Genomic DNA, 21,673 nt, shown 5'->3' on the forward strand with positions numbered 1-21,673 from the left:
GCCATTCACCCTGCAAGCCCCCCTCGGAGTCTGGCAACAGACATCCTCGCCCCAAGGAGACACTGCCATGCCCTGCCCACAGCCCGATACGTATGATGTGGTCATCATCGGTGGGGGCCAGGCGGGCCTGGCAGTGGCCTATTTCCTGCGGCGCACGCCCCTCTCGTTCGTCATTCTCGACGCCCAGGAAGAACCCGGAGGTGCCTGGCGCCATGGCTGGAATTCGCTGCGACTGTTTTCACCGGCAACCTGGAGCTCGATCCCCGGCTGGATGATGCCACCCGCACAGGAGGGCTATCCTTCGCGAGACCATGTGATCGATTACCTCAAGCACTATGAGCAGCGCTATGAATTTCCCATGGTGCGACCCGTGCAGGTCACTCGTGTAGAGCGGACCGAAACGGGCATGCGCGTCCATGCTCAGGACCGGCAATGGGACGCCCGGGTCGTGATCAGCGCAACGGGCACCTGGAGCAACCCCTACATCCCTGACTATCCCGGCGCGGCGTTGTTTACCGGCCAGCAACTGCATTCGGCAGACTATGTCGAGGCCTCCCCTTTCGCCGGCAAGAAAGTCCTGGTGGTGGGCGGCGGTAATTCAGGAGCGCAGATTCTGGCCGAGGTGTCGAAAGTCGCCGAGACCACTTGGGTCACGCCCGTCGAGCCGCTGTTCCTTCCCGACGAGGTCGACGGCCGCGTGTTGTTCGAGCGCGCCACCGAACGCTGGAAAGCCCAGCAGGAAGGCCGTGTCATCGACCAGCCCGTGGGCGGATTGGGTGACATCGTCATGGTACCGCCAGTGGTCGAGGCCCGTAAACGCAACGTCCTGCAGTCGGTCCGGCCATTCGTGCGCTTTACCGGCAACGGCGTGGTCTGGCCCGACGGCCATGAATCAACGGTGGATGTGGTGATCTGGTGCACCGGCTTCAAGCCCGCGCTGGCCCACTTGGCCACCTTGGGCGTCATCAATGACGAAGGCCGCGTCGACGTGCAAGGCACCCGCTCCGTCCGAGAACCCAGGCTGTGGCTGGTGGGCTACGGCGAGTGGACAGGTTCAGCCTCTGCCACATTGATCGGCGTCACACGCACGGCACGCAGTACGGCCAGCGAAATCGCGACGTTTCTCGGCAGCTCAGGCTCGGCTTGAACGCGCCTTGGCAGAGCCTTGGCAAGCCTGGGCGCCGCTCATTTCCAAGGTCGCGCATAACCCGCCTTCGGGACGATTCGCCAAACGGACCTGCCCCCCCAGACGATCAGCGATAGCGCGCACGATGGTCAGGCCCAACCCCGCGCCCTGGTCATTGCCACGGCTGTAGAAACGTTCGAATAGCCGCTCACGCTCGGCCTCGTCGATGCCTGGTCCCTGGTCTTCGACGGAGAGTTCGCAGTGGTCGCCTTTGCGAAGCAGCCGTACGGTGATCGTGCCATTGGCAGGGGAAAAATTGGCGGCGTTGGTCACCAGGTTGTTCAAGGCAATATCGATGGCCACGGGATCGATTCGAACCAGGCCTATATCATCGCTGACGTCCAGCACCGGCTCGAGTCCTTTGCTCAACAACCAGGGCGTCATCTGTACCAGGCTCGCGCGAACCGTGGCGGCCAGGTCGATAAGTGCCGGCGCTTCGGCAGCCACCTGCGGTTCAAGCCGTGCCATGGTCAGCAACTGATTGACCAGGCGCGTGGTGCGATCGACACCGGCGAGCAGATGCTCCAGGGACTCGCGACGACTTTGCTCACTCCCCGCCTCCATCAAGTTCTGCGCATGCACCCGCAGCACCGCCAACGGCGTACGCATTTCGTGGGCAGCGTCGGCGATGAAACGCCGCTCGCGCCCCATGACTTCCTGGATCTGCGCCAACACACGGTTGAGCGCCGCCTGCATGGGCTCAAGCTCCGTAGGGAGCGGCATCAACTGCAAAGGCTCCAGGGAGCCGGGATGCCTTGCGCGCAACTTGGCCGCCATATCGACCAGAGGCTTTAGGCCCCAGCCGATGGCCAGCCAGATGACCGCAGCCAGTATCATGCTGCCAATCAGGTTGGGCACTACGGTGTGACGAACAATGCGATCCACCAGGTCGGCCCGCACGTCGTCGCGCTCACCGACCCAGATCTTCAAGCCGTATTGTTCATCGTCGAGGACGAACGCCCGCCACTTGCGGCCCCTCTGATCCACGACGTCACTGAAACCGGGCGCCACTGGCGGCGCGGTGAACGACGGGGCGCTGGCCGTATGAACCAACACCGCTCCCTGTGAATTCCAGACCTGAAACGCAATCTTGCTTTCGTACGGATGACCATCGACTTTCGGCTCTGCCTGGCCCAGCGTCGAGTTGAACGCCTGGTACAGCTCGGCGTGCTCCCTGCTCGCCATCGGCATGCGCATGACGCCCTGTAACAGGCGAGCGTTTTGCGCCAACTGGGCGTCGTAGACCTCGGCAATTTCGTGGTTGCTGTCATGCAGGTTGAACACGGTGATGATCAACAGGCCAAGGAACAGCAGGCCGAGAATCAACGTGAGGGTACGCCGCCGGATCGAACTCATCGGCGCTCCTCCACCAGGTAACCGACACCTCGAATGGTACGGATCAGGTCGCTGGAGAATTTCTTGCGCAAGTGATGGATGTGCACTTCCAGCGTATTGCTCTCGGCCTCTTCGCTCCAACCGTAGAGCAGCTGCATCAGATGGTCGCGGGTCATGACCCGGCCCGGCGGCGAGAGCAGTTCATGAAGCAATTGATACTCCTTGGGGGTCAAGGCAACCGGCTTGCCCTGGTAGCTGACTTGCTGGGTGCCAGGGTTCAGGCTGATGCCGGCATGTTCGATCAACACCTGGCCGCGGCCGGCGCTGCGGCGCAACAAGGCCCGTAGCCGGGCCTTGAGTTCCGCCAGGTCGAAGGGTTTGATCAGGTAGTCATCGGCACCGGCGTCCAACCCGGCAATGCGATCCTCAGTCGCGTCCCGCGCGGTGAGGATCAAGACCGGCAGGTTGGAGCCGCTGTCGCGCAAGCGACGCAGCACCTGCAATCCGTCCATGCGGGGCAAGCCAAGGTCCAGCACCGCCAGGTCGAACGTTTCACTGAGCAACGAATGCAGGGCGCTGCTGCCGTCCTGGACCCAGTCGACGGTATAGCCTTCGCGGACCAGTGCCTGACGGATGCCTTCGCCCAAGGCCACATCATCTTCGATCAGTAATAAACGCACGCGCGCTCCGGTCAGTTCAGTTGCTTGTTCACTTGCACGAGTAAAGCGTCGATCTCCTTGCGGCGACCGGCATCGGCCGCTTCCCGGCCCACCCGCGGGGCAGCCTTCAAGGCTTTTTGCAGCGCTGCCTTGGCTTCGTTGTAACGTTTCTGACGGTAGAGGTGATCCCCCCAAAAGTACAGGCTATCGATGCCATCAGGGTTGAGTTGCAAGGCTTGTGTGAGCATTTGCTCGGCCTTGTCTGAATCACCGAAACCCAGAGGCCAGCCGGGCACCCGGTCATAAAGTGCGCCGAGGCTGGTGTAGGCCGAACCTTGCAGGGCCTTGGGGTCCAGGGCCAGGGCTTTTTCCAGGTCGCTCCTGGCATCCTTGACCTTGCCCAGCGCACCAATCCCACCCTTGGCCCCGGCCCAGCTGCTGTTGACGATGCCGGACCAGATCCATGCTTCGGCCACCGATTGGCGCTCCTGCTTGAATGCCGAAGTCTGGGCAGCGAGCTTTTCGAAGGCATCGGCGCGTTGGCCTTCGGGCAATTCATACTGGATGTGGGCCCAATTGTGCTGGATGTCGCTGAGACGTTGCTGGTCAGCCGCATCCAGCGCCCAGGCGCCTTGGCTGAGGGCGCCAATCAACAGGCAGGCAAAGATTCTTTTCATGGCTTGGGGTGCTCGTTTTCGGGTTTGTGACTGAGACGACGGACCAGCGGCAGTTGCTTGCGCAGGCCACGGTCCACCAGGTTGGGCAACAGGCTGTTGAGGCCGACGAAAAAGCGCTCTGGCCAGCCCAGGTACAACTCTCGACGGTCGCCGATGATCGCGTGGATCACCGCCGACGCGACGGTTTGCGGGTCGTCTACGTTGGCCTTGAGCGCACGATTGAGTGCGTCGGCGGCCGGGCTGTTCATCGAGGTGCGGGTCGCTCGTGGCGCTACATAGAGCACGCCGACGTGGGTATCGGCCAGCTCCCGGCGCAAGGCTTCGGAAAAACCGCGCAAGGCAAACTTGCTGGCGCAATAGCTGGCATACCCCGGGTAGCCGATCGATCCATAAGTCGAACCGACGTTGACCACCATCGCGTTTTCAGCTTGCTTGAGCAGCGGCAAGAGCAGTTTGGTCAGGCAGATCGGCGCGCTGATGTTCAGCGCCAGCATGGCATTGATCTCGCTGTCATCGAGTTGTTCGAGCATGGCGAAGTGATTCATACCGGCGGCATTGACCAGCAAGTTGATGCCGCCAATGGCTTCGGCGGCGGCCAGCACCTTGCGTCGATCAGCCAGAAAAGTCAGGTCAGCACCCACCCAGCACACGTGCTGGGGGTAGCGTTCGATCAGCGGCTGCAAGGCCTCACGATGCCTCGCCACGGCCAACACACGTGCCCCGCTGGCGCACAGGGCGGTAGCGATGGCCAGGCCGATCCCACCGCTGGCCCCGGTCAGCACGACACGCGCGTCACACAGGCGCATGTTCTGGCGCCCCATTGCGAGGCAGGCCCCGGAACATGTCGGTGTACAACCGGTACACCACCTTGGAGGCGTGGATCACCGCCGCCTGGTCGGCCGGATCGTCCAGCCTGTTCATCAGGGCGCGATAAGTCTGCATGTGCTCGATATCGAGGGAACCGTGGGAGCTGAGGTAGCTGAACGCGCTCGTCGGCAGTTCCAGGTGTTGGCGAATACTGTCGGCAGCGTGGGTTGCCAACGCAATGCTGGTGCCTTCGAGCACGTTTACCATGCCAAACAGGCCGACCGGATTGCCTCGGGCGATCAAATCGTAGAGGTAACTGACCATCAGCTCGATGGACAACGACGGTTGGCCGTTGCGCACCGTGTCCTTGTCACCACCGCAGGCGGCGATGTCATCGAGCACCCATTGCTCATGGCCGTATTCTTCGTCGATGTACTCGCACACGGCTTTGCGCAGCCATTCCAGGCGCGTCGGCAGGCGCGCCCCGCACGCCATCATCAACGGTACGGTGTGGCGGACATGGTAGTAAGCCTGGATCAGAAAGCTGCGGTAGCTTTCCAGGCTGACCTGGCCTTCGAGGGCGTCACGGATGATCGGCAGGTTGAACAGCGTCTGGCGTTCGTGATGTGTCGCTTCCTGCAAGGTGTCGAAAAAACTCATGATGGTGATTCCTCGGACAGAACGGGATCGGTGAGCAGCGTCCGGTACTGCTCGACAATGGCCTCGCGGCGCGGACGGCCGTTGGCGGTGAGCAGGCCGTTGGCCGCGGTGAAAGGTTGATCCAGACGTGTCCAGCGGTGGACACGTGCGTAATCGGGCAGCAAGTCGTTGGCCTTGTCGACGGCCAGTTCCAGCGCTTGATCCGTGCAGTCGGCGCGGGTGGGCCAAAGCAACGCATGGTTGTGAGGCATGGCTTCGCCATAAACGAAGGCCTGGGCGATGTCACCGCCCTGGGTGAGTTCGGCTTCAACCCATTCGGGGTTCACGTTGCGCCCGAAACTGGTCACGAACTGGTGCTTCTTGCGACCGCGCAGGTAAAGGAAACCGTCTTCATCGAAATCGCCCAGGTCGCCGCTGGGCCACCATTCGCCGGTGTGCGGGGGGTCACCCAGATAACCAAGCAAGGTCGAACCCTTGACCAGGACTTCGCCGTCCTCGGCCAGGCGCACCTGCACATGGGGCAGCGGCTGGCCGACACTGCCGGCGCGATGTGCTTCGGGGCGATTGAGGCACACCACCGAGGCGCATTCCGACAATCCGTAGCCTTCGAACACAGGCAGCCCCAAACGCAGGGCCCGTTGCAACAAATCGTGGGACACCCGTGCACCGCCAACGGCGGCAAAGCGGACGGTGTGCGGGTTGAACATCTTCCTTTCAGCGGCCGTGACCAGCATCAATAGCAGTTGCGGCACAAGGATCAGGCTATGCGCCCGGCGCTCGGCCAGGCATCCCAGCAACCGTGCAGGGTCGACCCCGCTGGCGCCCTGGATGCCCAGGTTCTTCTGGCTGGGCAGGCTCAGCATTGCACCGGCATAGAGCGCGGCATAACAGCCAAGGTTCTCCAGGAGAACGGCCATTGGCAGCAACGCCAGGTGATGCCTGGCCTCAACTGGCCGACTGGCCTGTTCAAGCTCGCGGGCCACACGCAAAAGACTTTCAGCGCTTAGACAAACACCTTTAGGCGTGCCGGTGGTACCAGAAGTGAATGTCAACTTGGCAGTGCCCGCCGGCAAACGACTCGGGCCGTCGAAATGCCGCCGCCAGAATTCGCCGCTGTGCTGGTATCCGGCGGCTCGCAGTTCGGCGTCGAACGCCGGCTCGGCGATCACTCGCTCGGCCTGGCTCTGCTCCAGGCAATGGCGACGTTGAGCCTGGCTGAAAAAACCTGGCAGGTAGACGCAAGTCAGGCCTTCGAACAGCGCCGCCAGATCCCAGAGGATGGCGTCGATGCCATTGTCCAGGGCCAGGGCGACGACCTGGACGTTTTCCTCGCGCAGACGCTGCTGGCGGTACACCACTTCCGAATACAGCGTTGCGTAGTCGAGCTGCGAACCATCGCCCCACAACGCAATGGCATGCCCCCGCCGCTGCGCATGCCCGCGCAACGTCTCCTTGAACCGCTGCATTTCAGGCGACATCGCAGGCTTCTCCCAGATTCGTTGGCAACCCCAGCCGACTGAACAGGCCGGTATTGCGCAGATGGATGAAACCGGCACGAATGTTTCCGACGTGGATCCACGGCTGGCTTTCGTAATAGCGGCCCCAGAGGTGGCGCTCCTCACCGAGGCGTTGCGGATCGGCGGGACACAAGGTGACGGGTTTGAGGCCCAGGCGATGAAAGCTGTTGACCAGGCCGATATTGCCGGTGAACGCGACCCACTCCAGACCGCCCATGGCCAGCAGATAAGTGATCGCGATGATGCTCAACCGGGCGCTGCCGGTGTCGCAAGCGGCCAGGTTGCCCACCTCGACGATGCCGGCACGGTCCACCGGGCGGTCCGCCGCGGCGCTGATCAAAGGGTCGATGGGCTCATCCAGATAACGCTCGAGAAACAGCGCCCCCTGGGCGGCGCGGCGCACCCCTGCCACGGCGCAGAGCGTGCCGTGCGCATCATCGAGTCCGAACAGCTCGGGCATGAAATGCCGGATATCAGCACCGTGGACCTGGCGAAAACGTTGCTGGATAAACGCTTCGAACTCAGCGCGCCGGGGGTGCGCCGGCAGTCCCCGGTGCAAATGGCGGAGCGGTTGGCCAACGCCGCCGAAGGCCAGTGGCAAGTGAATGTTCCAATTGAAATCGGGCATGAGCCGACAGTCTCCCCAGGGGTTGTTGGGGAGGAGTATCGAACTCGTTTCTTAATGGAGTCTGAAGATGGGATACCCGGCAGGCAGTCTGCATCGCTATTCCTGGGAGTGGTGCTTAGCGCGCGAGGCGAAGTGAAGCGTTATGGTTACGGTCCGTGGGATCTACACGTCCCAGGATAGGGAACCGCTTGGCTGGCTTGCGTGGTACTGGCGCGCCAACCGAGGCGCACATGAGACGACGCTACTCGGCGTCGAACAATCCTGCTGAGACTGGTCTACCCTCATTTTCCAGGCTCATCGCGCTGCTTTATCAGGGTTTCGCGCCCAGAGAGGTTTCGACATGGCAGATCTAGTCAACGCCATTGCACTTGGGCTGCTGGCTCTTCTGCCGCTGACCAACCCGCCGACCACCGTGGCGCTGTTCCTCGCTTTAAGCAAAGGACTCAACCAGCGGGAAAAGAACAAACAGGCGTTCCTGACATCATTTTATGTATTTCTTATCATGGCGCTCACCTACTACATCGGTGAGTTCATCATGAAAGTTTTCAGTATCTCCATACCCGGCTTGCGGATGGCCGGTGGCGGGATACTTATTGTGATGGGCTTGAAGATGCTTTTTCCGCCGCCTTCGCAACCTTCGACCCCGACCTCCAGCAACGGCACGCCGGAGACCGCCAACTTTGCCTTCATCCCGCTAGCCATGCCCAGCACTGCCGGCCCTGGGACAATCGCGATGATCATCAGCGCTTCAGCGACGATTAAAAACAGCACGTCTTTTCCAGCCTGGGTATTGGTCACAGCGCCTCCACTGATTTTTCTCTTCACCGCCCTTATCCTCTGGTTATGTTTGAGAGGGTCAGGAATCATCATGCGGGTCACTGGCGCCTCGGGCATTGATGCGATTTCACGCTTGATGGGCTTCTTGCTTGTATGCATGGGCGCACAGTTTGCTATCAATGGCTCGGTGGAAGTCGTGCAGACACTCATCGATCAAAATCTTCCTCGGCTGCGCCTCCCGTAGGTCGGTGGGAGACGCAGTCTGCGAGACGGCGACGCGTTTACCGCGGCCCGTCATCACGGTTTTCTCAATAACTTAACAGTCCGTGACAGCGTTCGGTCACGCGGTCGGCATGGCGATCGAAGCCGTCTTTGCTTGCGGGTTCGCGCTGCACAGATATCGTGACTACGCTCTGTTCGGGGATAGCGCGACGGAGCGTCGACATGGGCATCAAAGCATTTGTTGTCAGGCAGCGTGTTGGTGTACCGGTTGCGCTTCTCGTGGGGCTTTCGAGCCTAATGGGTGGCTGCGGAAAAGAGCCTGTTTCCCCGGCTCGCCAAGCACCTAGCGTCACCGTCATGACGGTGACCGCGCGTGATACGCCTGTGACCCTGGAGTTCGTTGCCCAAACCCAGAGTTCTCGCGAAGTGGAAATACGCGCGCGCGTCGCGGGGTTCCTCGATAGGCGGCTGTACACCGAAGGCGAAGTGGTGAAAGCCGGGCAAATCCTGTTTCAGATGGACCGAAAACCGTTTGAGGCAGCGTTGGCATCGGCTCAGGGGCAACTGGCCCAGCAACAAGCACGCTGGGAAGTGGCCAAGGCCACCCTCGCCCGCGTCCGGCCGCTGGCCGCGCAGAACGCGGTCAGCAAGATGGACCTGGACAACGCCGTCGGCGCGGAGCGTGAGAGCAAGGCAGCCGTACTCGCCACCGAAGGCTTCGTGCGCACGGCGCAACTGAATCTGAGTTACACCACCATCACCTCGCCCCTCAACGGTCTTTCGAGCGATGCCAGGAAACAGGAAGGCAGCTACGTCACGCCCGGCGAATCAGGACTGCTGACATCCGTTTCACAAATGGACCCGATGTACGTCAACTTCAGTCTTTCGGAAAACGAAACCCTGAAATACCGTGACGAAATTGCTGCCGGACGCCTGATATTCCCACCTCGCAGCGATTTCATCGTAGAAGTAGTGTTGGCTGACGGCACCGTGGTGCCCGAACGCGGCAAGGTGAATTTCCTGGCGCCTTCATACAGCCAGGAAACCGGTACCTTTCTCGTCCGGGCGGTGCTCGCGAACCCGAAGGGCCTGCTCCGCCCTGGCCAGTTCGTGCGCGCATTGGCCAAAGGCGCAACCCGGCCAAACGCTATCCTGGTGCCCCAGAAGGCGGTGCTGGAGGGCGCGAAGAGCCACTTCGTCTGGGTCGTCAATACCGAGAATAAGCCCGAGCAACGGGTCGTCGAAGTCGGCGAGTGGCAAGGTGAAGACTGGTTTATCAGCAAGGGCCTGCGCGCTGGCGAGCGCATCGTGGTCGATGGTGCTCTGAGGGTGACGTCCGGGGGGCCGCTGAAAATCGTCGAGCCGCCTGCAGCCGGCGCCAATTCGATAGAAGCCGGTGCAACCAGTGGTAACAGCCCATGAGCATTTCCCACTATTGCATTGAGCGGCCGATTTTCGCCTCCGTCATCTCGATCATCATCACCCTGGCCGGCACCGTGGCCATGCTCCAGCTCCCCGTCGCCCAGTATCCCGATATCACCCCGCCGCAGATAACAGTGGCGGCGACCTATCCCGGCGCGGATGCCCAGGTCGTGGCCAACAACGTGGCAGCGCCCATCGAGCAGCAGGTCAACGGCGCGGACAACATGATCTACATGAACTCGTCGAGCTCAGCGACGGGCAACATGACCCTCAACGTATTTTTCGAGATCGGTACCGATCCTTCCCTGGCGCAGGTGGACGTACAGAACCGGGTCAACCTGGCCTTGCCGCAACTGCCCTCCGCCGTGCAGAGCCAGGGCATCCAAGTACAGAAGAAATCCTCGGCGTTCATGATGGTGCTGGCGGTGTACTCGGCGGGCGACCGCTATGACAGCACCTACGTCGCCAACTACGCCAATCTTTATATCCTCGATGCGATCAAGCGTATCCCCGGCGCGAACCAGGCCAGCATCTTCGGCACGCCGGACTACGCCATGCGGATCTGGCTCAAACCCGATCGCATGGCCCAGCTGGGCATCACCGCCGCCGATGTGCAGAACGCCGTGGCCAACCAGAACCAGCAATTTGCCGTAGGACGCGTCGGCCAGTCGCCAACGGGCTCTGCCGTGGAGCAATCGTTTGCCGTGACCACCAAGGGGCGCCTGACCGAGCCTTCGGAGTTCGAAAACATCATCCTGCGCGCGAGCAACGAAGGGGCCGCCCTCGTGCGTCTCAAGGACATTGGCCGCGCGGAACTCGGCCAGAAGGACTACTCGCTGCGCAGCACCTACCAAGGCAAACCGGCGACGTTGATTGCGGTGTATCAACAACCCGGGGCCAACGCGCTGGACGTCTCGGCAGCCGTCACCAAAACCCTCGCAGACATGAAGGCAACCTTTCCCGAGGGCATCGAATACAAGATTGTGATGGACACTACGGCGTTCACGCGCGCGTCGATTTCCGAGGTAATCCATACCTTCTTCGAAGCACTGGTGCTGGTGGTCGTGGTGGTTTACATCTTCCTGCAGAGCTTTCGCGCCACCTTGATTCCGGTGATTGCGGTGCCGGTGTCAATCGTCGGCACCTTTATCGGCATGTCAGCCCTGGGTTTCTCCGTGAACATGCTGACGCTGTTCGGCATGGTACTGGCCATCGGTATCGTGGTGGACGACGCAATCGTGGTGGTGGAGAACGTCGAGCGCAACATGCACGTCCACAAAATGACGCCCAAGGACGCTGCCAAGCGGGCGATGGACGAAGTCGCCGGTCCGGTGGTGGCCATCGTGCTGGTACTGTGCGCGGTGTTTATCCCGGTGGCGTTCATGGGTGGCATAACCGGCCAACTCTACAAGCAGTTCGCAATCACCATCGCCATTTCCGTGGTGATCTCCGGCCTGGTTGCCCTGACCCTGTCTCCAGCGCTCGCCGCCGTGCTGCTCAAGCCGCAGCACGGCAAAAAAAATGCGTTCTTCCGCTGGTTCGAACGCAGTTTCGAGCGCATGACCGAGGGTTACTCACGCTCTGTTGCGTTCATGATCAAACGCTTCGTACTGGCCCTGTTGCTCTTTGCCGGCATGACCGTGTTGATCCTGTTAATGGCGCAGCGCATACCCAGCGCGTTCCTGCCCCCCGAGGACCAGGGTTATCTGCTGGGCGCTATCATCATGCCTGACGCTGCCAGCCTCGACCGAACCGGCGAAGTCGGTAAAGTAGCCAGTGACTTTTTCATGAACGATGAGGCCGTGGAAGGCGTGGCCATCGTCAACGGCTACAGCCTGCTGGACGGGCAGAACAAGAACAATGCCGCCGCGTTCTTCGTCGGCTTCAAGGATTTCGAAGGACGCTACAAGGACTCGGACACCATTGCGCAGCAAAGCGCCCCGGCGGTCCTTCAAAAAGCCGCTCATGTTTTTTCCACCGTCCAGGAAGGCATCATCCTGCCGGTCAACCCTCCGTCGATTCCTGGCTTGGGCACCACCGGCGGCATGGAGGTATGGATTCAGAGCAAGGGCGACGCGAGCCTCGACCAGTTGTCCGAAGTGGTCGGCACGCTCATGGCGAAGGCTAAGGAGCGCCCGGAGCTTGGTCCCATCACCTCGACCTTCAACGTTCATTCGCGCCAGTTGATGGTCGATGTCAACCGCGAAAAGGCCGAGAGCCTCGGCGTGCCAGTGGAAGATGTCTATAGCGCCATGCAAACCATGTTCGGCTCGCTCTATGTCTCGCAATTCAACAAGTTCAGCCGGCTGTGGCAGGTCATTCTGCAGGCCGAACCGTCCTATCGCCTCAAGGCCGAAGACCTGCAAGAGATCTACGTGCGCAGCAGAAACGGGGAAATGGTGCCACTCAAGGCGGTGCTGACCACCCGCTACGTCACGGGCCCCGACCTGCTGACCCGTTTCAATAACTTTCCGGCGGTCAAGCTCACCGCCAATGCCGCCCCTGGCTACAGCTCCGGCCAGGCACTCAAAGCGCTGGAAGAAATCAGCGCAGAGATCATGACCAATGATTATTCGCTGGCCTTGAGTGGCGAGGCGTTCGAAGAGAAAAAGAGCGGCGGTGCCTCGTCACAGGTATTTATTTTCGGCATGGTGATGGTGTTCCTGATACTGGCCGCCCAGTACGAAAAATGGTCATTGCCCATCGGGGTGCTGCTCGCGGTGCCCTTCGCCCTGTTCGGCGCCCTCCTCGCCGTGCTGATCCGGGGCCTGAGCAATGACGTGTACTTCCAGATCGGCTTGACCATGTTGGTGGCCCTCGCCGCCAAGAACGCCATCCTGATCTTCGAGTTTGCCGTCCTCAACCGGGAAAATGGCATGTCGGCCTATGACGCCGCGATGACCGCCGCCAAGGAACGTCTACGCCCTATCGTCATGACGTCGCTGGCGTTCATTCTCGGCTGCGTGCCGCTCGCAATTGCCGTCGGCGCCTCTGAAAATAGCCGTCACTCAATCGGTACGGGCGTCATCGGCGGGATGTTGGCAGCGACGGTGATCGCAATCTTTTTCATCCCGCTGTTCTACTACCTGGCGGAGCGGATGTTCGGGAAGAAAGACAGTGCCCAAACGGCCGCTCAACCGGCGCTATCGGCACCGCCCGCACAGGTCTCGGGCAGTTCGGCAAGCCACGGGCAGGAGCGCGATTGACATGCACAAGCCCTCTCTCTCGCTACTGCTGTGCCTGGGCCTGGCGGGCTGCCTGGTAGGCCCGGATTATGAGCGTCCCGACATCGACACCCCGATGGCCTACCGCTATGCGGACAAGGAAGCGAAAAATCTGTCCAACACGCTGTGGTGGGAACAGTTCCAGGACCCGGTGTTGGATGAACTGATCCGAAGCGCCTTGCTCGAGAATAAGGACATCAAGATCGCTGCCGCGCGCGTCGAGCAATTTCAAGGGCGCTACGGTGAGGCCAGGTCCTTGTACTTTCCCCAGGTCGGATTGGGTACGCAAGGTCAGCGCAGCCGATCACCGCGCGACAATGGTCCAGTGCCCCTGGACTCATCGGTCGACCCGGTGTTCAACAATTATCAAGCCCTTCTCAGCGTGAACTGGGAACTCGACGTGTGGGGACGATTGCGGCGCCTCAATGAGTCCGCACGTGCCGATTTGCTTGCGTCCGAAGAAGGGCGCCGTAGCGTCATACTCAGCCTGGTGTCGTCCGTGGCGACGAGTTACGTGACGCTACGTGGGCTGGACCGGGAACTGGAAATTGCCCGTACGACGGCTAAGACGCGTGGTGATTCCTACGAGATATTCAAACTGCGCTATGGCGCCGGCACGATCTCCGAAATGGAGTTGGCGCAAAACCAGTCTGAATACCAGCGGACGCTGGCTTCGGTGGCGCAATTTGAACCTCTCGTCGCGCAGCAGGAAAATTTGCTCGCCGTGCTCATCGGGCGCAATCCAGGCCCGATCTTGCGCGGACGCGACCTGGCGCAACTGACCGTGCCGTCAGTGCCTGCCGGTTTACCCTCAGGCCTGCTGGAACGCCGTCCGGATTTGCGTCAGGCCGAGCTGAACCTGATTTCCGCGAACGCACAGATCGGGGCGGCCAAGGCCCAATATTTCCCAAACATCTCCATGACCGGGTTGCTGGGCTCGGTCAGCAACCAACTTTCGAACCTGTTTACCGGGCCCGCGGCCACGTGGTCTTATGGCGTCGCGGCGAGCCTGCCCATCTTCACTGGCGGTGGCATCGCAGGGCAGGTCCAACAAGCCGAAGCCTTCCAGCAACAAGCCCTGCTGACGTACCAGAAGGCCATTCAATCAGCCTTCGGCGATGTCGAGAACGCATTGGTAGTGTCGAGCAAGTCTCGCGAACAGATGGCCTTCCAGGCGGGCCAGGTGGAGGCACTGCGCACTTACGCCCACTATGCACGGCTGCGTTACGACAACGGCTACACCAGTTACATCGAAGTGCTGGATGCAGAACGCAGTCTGTTTGACGCCGAGCTAAATTACACACGCACCCGCAGCTCAGTCTTTACATCCATGATTGATATCTACAAGGCCACCGGCGGCGGCTGGGTGACCGAGGCGGATAAGCTGACAGCTGCCGATGTGCAGGGACAACGCTGACAAACCAGTCCCTCCAACAAAAAGTCAGCGGGACCGTTATTAATGAGGGCGGCTGTAGGTTGAACTTGATGCGCGAGGGTACCCGTCAGAATATTTCAGGAATGCGCTTGATCGGATAATCCGATTCTTCATAGCCGCCTGGTTTCTGCCGCTTGGGCAAGGATACCTTTTCCCTCGGCACTTTCTTGTAGGGGATTCGACTGAGCAAGTCGGTCAAGATGTTGAGGCGCGCCCGGCGCTTATCGTTCGAATCAGCCACCCGCCAGGGGGCGTGTTCTGTGTCAGTCGCCTTGAACATTTCGTCACGAGCACGAGAGTAGTCGTACCAGCGGCTATACGACTTGAGGTCCATGCCGGTCAGCTTCCAGATTTTACGTCCATCCTTGATCCTGGCCTTGAGCCGGCGTGTCTGTTCTTGTTCACTGACTTCCAGCCAATACTTGAGCAGGATGACCCCAGAATCGACGATTGCACGCTCGACGTTCGGCGTTGTTTTTAAAAAATTTGCAACCTGCTCCTTGGTGCAGAATCCCATTACCCGCTCGACGCCTGCGCGGTTGTACCAACTTCGATCAAAGATCACCACCTCGCCCGCTGCGGGCAAGTGCGGCAAATAACGTTGCACATACATCTGGCTTTTTTCTCGATCGGTTGGTGCCGGTAACGCCACCACACGAAAGACACGGGGGCTGACGCGTTCGATGAGCGCCTTGATTGTCCCGCCCTTCCCTGCACCATCACGGCCTTCAAAGACGATACATATCTTGATGCCCTCCTGCTTCACCCATTCCTGTAACTCCACCAACTTGACATGCAAGCGGCGTAGTTCAGCGAGGTAGTCTTTATTCGCCAGTTTCGTTTTCGCGGCGGTATCGTCTAAACGGGAAACTCTTTTGCCTTTCGCCATACCAAACCTCTGGGATTCAAGGGCCTGACTTTTGATGAACTGATTCGGCAACTCGTATTGTCCCGAGGCATGACTGGCTTGTAGAACCGGGCTGTACGGGTCCACCTCAGTGTAGATTCAAATAACTTTGCCGCCACTGCTTGCCGAACGGGCGGGACATTTGGCTGTTTTTTATTCGATACAACCAAACGGATGCTGGTTTATAGCCATAATCGATAATGTCTGTTCGAGCTTTTCTTATAGCTGAACAACTCAGATCTTTGAGTTTTACATCGCCGTTTCGCCACTCAGATATAAGCCATTAGCCTTTCCAACAAAGCCCCTTTACAAAGAACAAAAGTAAACTAGCGTCTAAAACTCTACGGATCGATATTTGGTTGCTTGCAGTATTAGTCAACGTCTTCGGGCGGAGGTTTGCGTTTATGTAACTGGCGACCTGAATTTATTTGGGCCGCACGTTATTAATCAGCGTTCTACCAGACTTTGATCCATGTCAGTTGAGTGACCAGCAAGCGAAGCTAACCTGCCTTCACACTTCTCCACTCTGGAGTCATGCCATGTCCGAATCCCCCGGTAAATTGAAACTCGGCGCGCTGGTCGCGCTGGTAGTGGGCTCGATGATCGGCGGCGGGATCTTTTCCCTGCCGCAGAACATGGCCGCCAGCGCTGACGTCGGCGCCGTGTTGATCGGTTGGGCCATCACCGCCGTCGGCATGCTGACCCTGGCGTTCGTGTTCCAGACCCTGGCCAACCGCAAGCCCGATCTGGACGGCGGCGTGTACGCCTACGCCAAGGCCGGGTTCGGCGACTACATGGGTTTCTCATCGGCCTGGGGCTACTGGATCAGCGCCTGGCTGGGCAACGTCGGCTACTTCGTGTTGCTGTTCAGCACCCTGGGCTACTTCTTCCCGATCTTTGGCGAAGGCAACACCGTCGCCGCGGTGATCGGTGCCTCGGTGTTGTTGTGGGCGGTGCATTTCCTGGTGCTGCGCGGCATCAAGGAAGCGGCGTTCATCAACCTGGTGACCACGGTCGCCAAGGTCGTGCCGCTGCTGCTGTTCGTGCTGATCGCGGTGTTCGCGTTCAAGCTGGAGATCTTCACCGCTGACATATGGGGCCTGAAAAATCCGGACCTGGGCAGCGTAATGGATCAGGTGCGCAACATGATGCTGGTCACCGTGTGGGTGTTCATCGGCATCGAGGGCGCGAGCATTTTCTCGGCCCGCGCCGAAAAACGCAGCGACGTCGGCAAGGCCACCGTCATCGGTTTCATCACCGTGCTGTTGTTCCTCGTGCTGGTGAACGTGCTGTCGCTGGGGATCATGACCCAGCCGGAACTGGCGAAGTTGCAGAACCCGTCCATGGCCGCCGTGCTGGAGCATGTGGTCGGTCACTGGGGCGCGGTGTTGATCAGCGTCGGCCTGATCATCTCGCTGCTCGGTGCCCTGCTGTCCTGGGTGCTGTTGTGCGCGGAGATCATGTTCGCCGCCGCCAAGGACCACACCATGCCGGAGTTCCTGCGGCGCGAGAACGCCAACCATGTGCCGGCCAATGCCCTGTGGCTGACCAACGCGATGGTTCAGCTGTTCCTGGTCATCACGCTGTTTTCCGCCAGTACGTACCTGTCGCTGATCTACCTCGCCACCTCGATGATCCTGGTGCCTTACCTGTGGTCGGCCGCCTACGCGGTGCTGTTGGCGGTACGCGGCGAGAGCTACGAAGGCTTCGCGGCCGAGCGGCGCAAGGACCTGTTCATCGGCGCCGTCGCGCTGATCTATGCGGTTTGGCTGATCTATGCCGGCGGCGTCAAGTACCTGCTGCTCTCCGCCCTGCTCTATGCCCCCGGCGTGATTCTGTTCGCCAAAGCCAAGCTTGAACTGGGCAAACCGGTTTTCACCTCGATCGAGAAATTGATTTTCGCTGCTGTGATCGTCGGAGCCCTGGTGGCGGCTTACGGCCTCTACGACGGCTTCCTGACCCTGTAACGCTGATGCATTTATCTGGAGGATTACGGTAATGACCACGGAAAAAGTGAAGTACGGCGTCCACTCCGAAGCTGGAAAATTGCGCAAAGTCATGGTCTGTTCACCCGGCCTGGCCCACCAGCGGCTGACGCCGAACAACTGCGACGAGCTGCTGTTCGACGACGTGCTGTGGGTCAACCAGGCCAAGCGCGACCACTTCGATTTTGTCACCAAGATGCGCGAGCGCGGGATCGACGTCCTGGAGATGCACAACCTGCTGACTGACATCGTCGCCATCCCCGAAGCGCTGGACTGGATTCTGCAGCGCAAGATCACCGCCAACTCGGTGGGCCTGGGCCTGGTGCATGAAGTCGGCGCCTGGCTGCGCAGCCTGGAGCCGCGCAAGATCGCCGAATTCCTGATCGGCGGCGTCTCGGCCGATGACCTGCCGGACAGCTTCGGCGGCAAGACCATCCAGATGTTCCGCGACTTCCTCGGCCACTCCAGCTTCATCCTGCCGCCGTTGCCCAATACCCAGTTCACCCGCGACACCACGTGCTGGATCTACGGCGGCGTGACCCTGAACCCGATGTACTGGCCGGCGCGACGCCAGGAAACCCTGCTGACCACGGCCATCTACAAATTCCATCCGCAGTTCACCAATGCCGAATTCGAAATCTGGTACGGCGACCCGGACCACGACCACGGCAACGCCACCCTCGAAGGCGGCGACGTGATGCCGATCGGCAACGGCGTGGTGTTGATCGGCATGGGCGAGCGCTCGTCGCGCCAAGCCATCGGTCAGTTGGCGCTGAACCTGTTCAAGCACAACGCCGTGGAGCGCGTGATTGTCGCCGGCCTGCCGAAATCCCGCGCGGCCATGCACCTGGACACCGTGTTCAGTTTTTGCGACCGCGACCTGGTCACGGTTTTTCCGGAAGTCGTCAGCCAGATCGTGGCGTTTTCCCTGCGCCCGGACGAGAGCAAGCCCGGTGGCATCGACGTGCGCCGCGAGGAAGGCAGCTTTATCGACACCGTGGCCGCAGCGCTCAAGCTGCCGGCACTGCGCGTGGTGGAAACCGGCGGCAACAGCTTCGCCGCCGAGCGCGAGCAATGGGACGACGGCAACAACGTCGTGGCGGTGGAACCGGGCGTGGTCATCGGCTACGACCGCAACACCTACACCAATACCCTGCTGCGCAAGGCCGGCGTGGAAGTCATCACCATCAGCGCCAGCGAACTGGGCCGGGGCCGGGGCGGCGGCCATTGCATGACCTGCCCGATCATCCGCGACCCGATCGATTACTGACCTTCGAGCCTGGGCCGTTTTTATCGAGAACGGCCCAGCGGATAACCGACACCCAAGGAGATCCACCATGGCTTTCAACATGCGCAACCGCAGCCTGCTGAGCTTGATGCACCACACCAACCGCGAGCTGCACTTTTTGCTGGACCTGTCCCGCGACCTCAAGCGCGCCAAATACACCGGCACCGAGCAGCCGCACCTCAAGGGCAAGAACATCGCGTTGATCTTCGAGAAGACCTCGACCCGCACCCGCTGCGCCTTCGAAGTCGCGGCCCATGACCAGGGCGCGCACGTCACCTACATCGACCCGGTGTCGTCGCAGATCGGCCACAAGGAAAGCATGAAGGACACCGCCCGGGTCCTGGGACGGATGTTCGACGCCATCGAATACCGAGGCTTCGAACAGGAGATCGTCGAAGAGCTGGCCAAGTTCGCCGGGGTGCCGGTGTTCAACGGCCTGACCGCCGAATTCCACCCCACCCAAATGATCGCCGACACCCTGACCATGCGCGAGCACAGCGACAAGCCGCTGCATGACATCAGCTACGCGTACCTGGGCGATGCCCGCTACAACATGGGCAACTCGCTGCTGATGATCGGCGCCAAACTGGGCATGGACGTGCGCATCGGCGCGCCAAAAGCGCTGTGGCCGCACCAGGATTTCATCGACCAGTGCCAGGCCTTCGCCGCCGAAAGCGGCGCACGGATCACCATCACCGAAGACCCGCAGGAAGCGGTCAAGGGCGTGGACTTCATCCACACCGATATCTGGGTGTCCATGGGCGAGCCGGTGGAAGCCTGGGACGAGCGCATCGAGCAGTTGCTGCCCTACCAGGTCAACGCGCAGATGATGAAGGCTTCGGGCAACCCCCGGGTGAAATTCATGCACTGCCTGCCGGCGTTCCACAACAGCGAAACCAAGGTCGGCAAGGACATCGCCGCCCGCTACCCGAACCTGGCCAACGGCGTGGAAGTGACCGAGGAGGTTTTCGAATCCCCGGCCAACATTGCCTTCGAACAGGCGGAAAACCGCATGCACACCATCAAGGCGATCCTGGTGGCGGCGTTGGCGGATATTTAAATACCCGACGCGAAACACTGTGGGAGCGAGCTTGCTCGCTCCCACAGGGGACCGCATTGTTCGTTCCATTTTTGAAAGGACAGCACCATGCGCATCGTCGTCGCCCTGGGCGGTAACGCCCTCCTGCGTCGGGGTGAACCCATGACCGCAGACAATCAACGCAGCAACATCCGCACCGCCGCCGAACAGATCGCCAAGATCCACCCCGGCAATGAACTCGTCATCGCCCACGGCAACGGCCCGCAGGTCGGCCTGCTGTCGTTGCAGGCGGCGGCCTACACCTCGGTCACGCCGTACCCGCTGGACGTGCTCGGCGCCGAAACCGAAGGCATGATCGGCTACATCATCGAACAGGAACTGGGCAACCTCCTGGACTTCGAAGTGCCCTTCGCCACGCTCTTGACCCAGGTCGAAGTAGACGCCAACGACCCGGCGTTCCAAACCCCCACCAAGCCCATCGGCCCGGTCTACAGCCAGGAAGAAGCGCAAAGACTCGCCGCCGAAAAAGGCTGGGCCATCGCCCCGGACGGCGACAAGTTCCGGCGCGTGGTTGCCAGCCCCAGGCCCAAGCGCATCTTCGAGATCCGCCCGATCAAATGGCTGCTGGAAAAAGGCAGCATCGTGATCTGCGCCGGCGGTGGCGGCATTCCGACGATGTATGACGCCCACGGCAACCTGCAAGGCGTGGAAGCGGTGATCGACAAGGACCTGTGCTCGGCGCTGCTGGCCGAACAACTGGAAAGCGATCTGCTGGTCATCGCCACCGACGTCAACGCCGCGTTCATCGACTTCGGCAAGCCGACCCAGAAAGCCATCGCCCAGGCCCACCCCGACGACTTGGAACGACTCGGCTTCGCCGCCGGGTCCATGGGGCCGAAGGTGCAAGCCGCCTGCGAATTCGCGCGCAACACCGGGAAGGTCGCGGTGATCGGGTCGTTGTCGGACATTGAAGCAATCGTGCAGGGTAAGGCCGGCACGCGTGTGAGTATCGCTGCGACGGGGATCCGTTATCAGTAAACGACACGCAGGGGCAGCTTCCTTGCCCCTGTTCAGAGTTTTCTTCCACAGGAGAGACGAAAATGGCTAAGTTCGAGCCCGGTCATCTGCACATCGAGCGTCATGCGCTAAATGCTGGCGATGTCAGCTACGACGTGTGTATCGATTATGAAGTCATGCAGCACCCCAAGGAAGGCAAAGGGATGCACTTCACAATGCACGGGAGCATTCAGGGAAAGGAATTCAGCGAAACGTTTTACCTGCCCAAAGACCAAGCCTACAACTTCGCCAGGAACGTAACGAAAGTTGCCGAGAAATACGGCATCCCTAAGGCAATGAGTAGCATCGGCTCGATGCACAAGCATTACGACGCCATGTTCGAAGATGTCCGCGTGCAGTTGAACATGAAATCAGGCGATCCAGTCAAACCTGAGCACTTGGAGTGAGGTGTTAAGTCTTGTCCACTTGAGCCAATTCACGGGCATGTTTCACATATGCAAAGAAATGAAATCCACAAAACAGCGTAGCTTGGGCGTGATGAAGCGGTTCGGCGGCCACAGCACGCTGAAGTGGATGGTGCGGGTGACCTCCTGGGTCAGCACGGCCTGCAGTGCCCCGGACTCAAGGGCCTCCTTGACGGCAAATTCCGGCAGGCAGGCAATGCCCCGCCCTTCCATGGCGGCGTTGAAAAGCATGTCGATGTTGTTGCAGACCAGCACGGCCCGCAGGTCCTGCGTGCCGTTGTGGGACTTATCCGGTAGCGGCCAGCGCTCAAGCTTTCCGGTGGAAGGCACCCGGTATAACAGGCAGTCATGGTTGCTCAAGTCGCTGGCGTCCACCGGCGTACCCTGGGCCTGGAAATAGGCCGGGGCGCCCACGCAAACAACT

Annotated in this window: 19 protein-coding genes; 10 read left to right on the forward strand and 9 right to left on the reverse strand. The window is 60.6% G+C overall.

Annotated elements, in window-relative coordinates; all coding sequences use genetic code 11:
- Nucleotides 1-67 precede the first annotated feature (67 nt).
- Entirely contained in the window at nt 68-1,147 is a 1,080-nt protein-coding gene (locus J3P79_RS15215) for an ArsO family NAD(P)H-dependent flavin-containing monooxygenase (RefSeq protein WP_434603787.1), read from the forward strand.
- On the opposite strand, the gene J3P79_RS15220 is transcribed toward J3P79_RS15215, so the two are convergent.
- The 7 genes from J3P79_RS15220 to J3P79_RS15250 are packed head-to-tail and all read right to left on the reverse strand — an operon-like array spanning nt 1,133 to nt 7,469.
- Entirely contained in the window at nt 1,133-2,542 is a 1,410-nt protein-coding gene (locus J3P79_RS15220) for an ATP-binding protein (protein ID WP_434603790.1), read from the reverse strand. The genes J3P79_RS15215 and J3P79_RS15220 overlap by 15 nt on opposite strands.
- The gene (locus J3P79_RS15225) at nt 2,539-3,201 is read right to left on the reverse strand and encodes a response regulator (RefSeq protein WP_434603793.1); all 663 of its coding nucleotides are present in this window, start codon (nt 3,199-3,201) and stop codon (nt 2,539-2,541) included. The genes J3P79_RS15220 and J3P79_RS15225 overlap by 4 nt, the downstream gene beginning before the upstream one ends.
- An 11-nt stretch (nt 3,202-3,212) precedes the next feature.
- On the reverse strand, nt 3,213-3,857 hold the full coding sequence (locus J3P79_RS15230) for a tetratricopeptide repeat protein (protein WP_434603796.1): 645 nt from the start codon (nt 3,855-3,857) through the stop codon (nt 3,213-3,215).
- Nucleotides 3,854-4,663: an SDR family oxidoreductase gene (locus tag J3P79_RS15235; RefSeq protein ID WP_434603799.1), complete on the reverse strand. Its 810-nt coding sequence runs from the start codon at nt 4,661-4,663 to the stop codon at nt 3,854-3,856. The genes J3P79_RS15230 and J3P79_RS15235 overlap by 4 nt, the downstream gene beginning before the upstream one ends.
- Nucleotides 4,650-5,324, reverse strand: a complete 675-nt coding sequence (locus J3P79_RS15240) for a TenA family transcriptional regulator (RefSeq protein WP_434603802.1) — start codon at nt 5,322-5,324, stop codon at nt 4,650-4,652. The genes J3P79_RS15235 and J3P79_RS15240 overlap by 14 nt, the downstream gene beginning before the upstream one ends.
- Nucleotides 5,321-6,802: an AMP-binding protein gene (locus J3P79_RS15245; RefSeq protein WP_434603805.1), complete on the reverse strand. Its 1,482-nt coding sequence runs from the start codon at nt 6,800-6,802 to the stop codon at nt 5,321-5,323. The genes J3P79_RS15240 and J3P79_RS15245 overlap by 4 nt, the downstream gene beginning before the upstream one ends.
- Entirely contained in the window at nt 6,792-7,469 is a 678-nt protein-coding gene (locus J3P79_RS15250; protein WP_434603808.1) for a thermostable hemolysin, read from the reverse strand. The genes J3P79_RS15245 and J3P79_RS15250 overlap by 11 nt, the downstream gene beginning before the upstream one ends.
- A gap of 340 nt (nt 7,470-7,809) precedes the next feature.
- Between J3P79_RS15250 and J3P79_RS15255 the strand changes: the two genes are divergently transcribed.
- The 4 genes from J3P79_RS15255 to J3P79_RS15270 all read left to right on the forward strand — a co-directional run bounded on the left by J3P79_RS15255 (nt 7,810) and on the right by J3P79_RS15270 (nt 14,531).
- Complete coding sequence (locus J3P79_RS15255) at nt 7,810-8,490, forward strand: MarC family NAAT transporter (protein WP_434603811.1); 681 nt, start codon at nt 7,810-7,812, stop codon at nt 8,488-8,490.
- A 335-nt stretch (nt 8,491-8,825) separates the two neighbouring features.
- The gene (locus J3P79_RS15260; protein ID WP_434611494.1) at nt 8,826-9,890 is read left to right on the forward strand and encodes an efflux RND transporter periplasmic adaptor subunit; all 1,065 of its coding nucleotides are present in this window, start codon (nt 8,826-8,828) and stop codon (nt 9,888-9,890) included.
- Nucleotides 9,887-13,096: an efflux RND transporter permease subunit gene (locus J3P79_RS15265; protein WP_434603814.1), complete on the forward strand. Its 3,210-nt coding sequence runs from the start codon at nt 9,887-9,889 to the stop codon at nt 13,094-13,096. Before J3P79_RS15260 ends, J3P79_RS15265 begins: the two co-directional genes overlap by 4 nt.
- Before the next feature lies 1 nt (nt 13,097).
- Nucleotides 13,098-14,531 (forward strand): efflux transporter outer membrane subunit, encoded by a 1,434-nt coding sequence (locus tag J3P79_RS15270; protein WP_434603817.1) that lies wholly within the window; start codon nt 13,098-13,100, stop codon nt 14,529-14,531.
- A gap of 85 nt (nt 14,532-14,616) precedes the next feature.
- Here J3P79_RS15270 and ppk2 read toward each other — a convergent pair whose 3' ends face one another.
- A complete protein-coding gene (gene ppk2 / locus J3P79_RS15275; protein WP_434603820.1) occupies nt 14,617-15,438 on the reverse strand; it encodes a polyphosphate kinase 2 in 822 nt (273 codons plus the stop codon).
- A 557-nt stretch (nt 15,439-15,995) separates the two neighbouring features.
- On the opposite strand from ppk2, the gene arcD reads away from it, so the two are divergent.
- The 5 genes from arcD to J3P79_RS15300 all read left to right on the forward strand — a co-directional run bounded on the left by arcD (nt 15,996) and on the right by J3P79_RS15300 (nt 21,231).
- A complete protein-coding gene (gene arcD / locus J3P79_RS15280) occupies nt 15,996-17,423 on the forward strand; it encodes an arginine-ornithine antiporter (protein WP_434603823.1) in 1,428 nt (475 codons plus the stop codon).
- A gap of 31 nt (nt 17,424-17,454) precedes the next feature.
- Nucleotides 17,455-18,711 carry an arginine deiminase gene (arcA, locus tag J3P79_RS15285; RefSeq protein WP_434603826.1) on the forward strand — a complete coding sequence of 419 codons (1,257 nt, stop codon included), beginning with the start codon at nt 17,455-17,457 and terminating at the stop codon, nt 18,709-18,711.
- Nucleotides 18,712-18,778: 67 nt separating this feature from the next.
- Entirely contained in the window at nt 18,779-19,789 is a 1,011-nt protein-coding gene (locus J3P79_RS15290) for an ornithine carbamoyltransferase (protein WP_181289317.1), read from the forward strand.
- Between the two features lie 87 nt (nt 19,790-19,876).
- Nucleotides 19,877-20,806 (forward strand): carbamate kinase, encoded by a 930-nt coding sequence (gene arcC / locus J3P79_RS15295; protein WP_434603829.1) that lies wholly within the window; start codon nt 19,877-19,879, stop codon nt 20,804-20,806.
- Between the two features lie 62 nt (nt 20,807-20,868).
- Nucleotides 20,869-21,231 (forward strand): DUF5064 family protein, encoded by a 363-nt coding sequence (locus J3P79_RS15300; RefSeq protein ID WP_434603832.1) that lies wholly within the window; start codon nt 20,869-20,871, stop codon nt 21,229-21,231.
- Between the two features lie 42 nt (nt 21,232-21,273).
- Here the strand turns inward: J3P79_RS15300 and J3P79_RS15305 are convergent, their stop codons facing one another.
- Complete coding sequence (locus J3P79_RS15305; protein WP_434603835.1) at nt 21,274-21,663, reverse strand: LysR substrate-binding domain-containing protein; 390 nt, start codon at nt 21,661-21,663, stop codon at nt 21,274-21,276.
- Between the last annotated feature and the right edge of the window lie 10 nt (nt 21,664-21,673).

It is taken from the genome of Pseudomonas sp. R1-7 (assembly GCF_051132105.1).
Taxonomy (GTDB): Bacteria; Pseudomonadota; Gammaproteobacteria; order Pseudomonadales; family Pseudomonadaceae; genus Aquipseudomonas.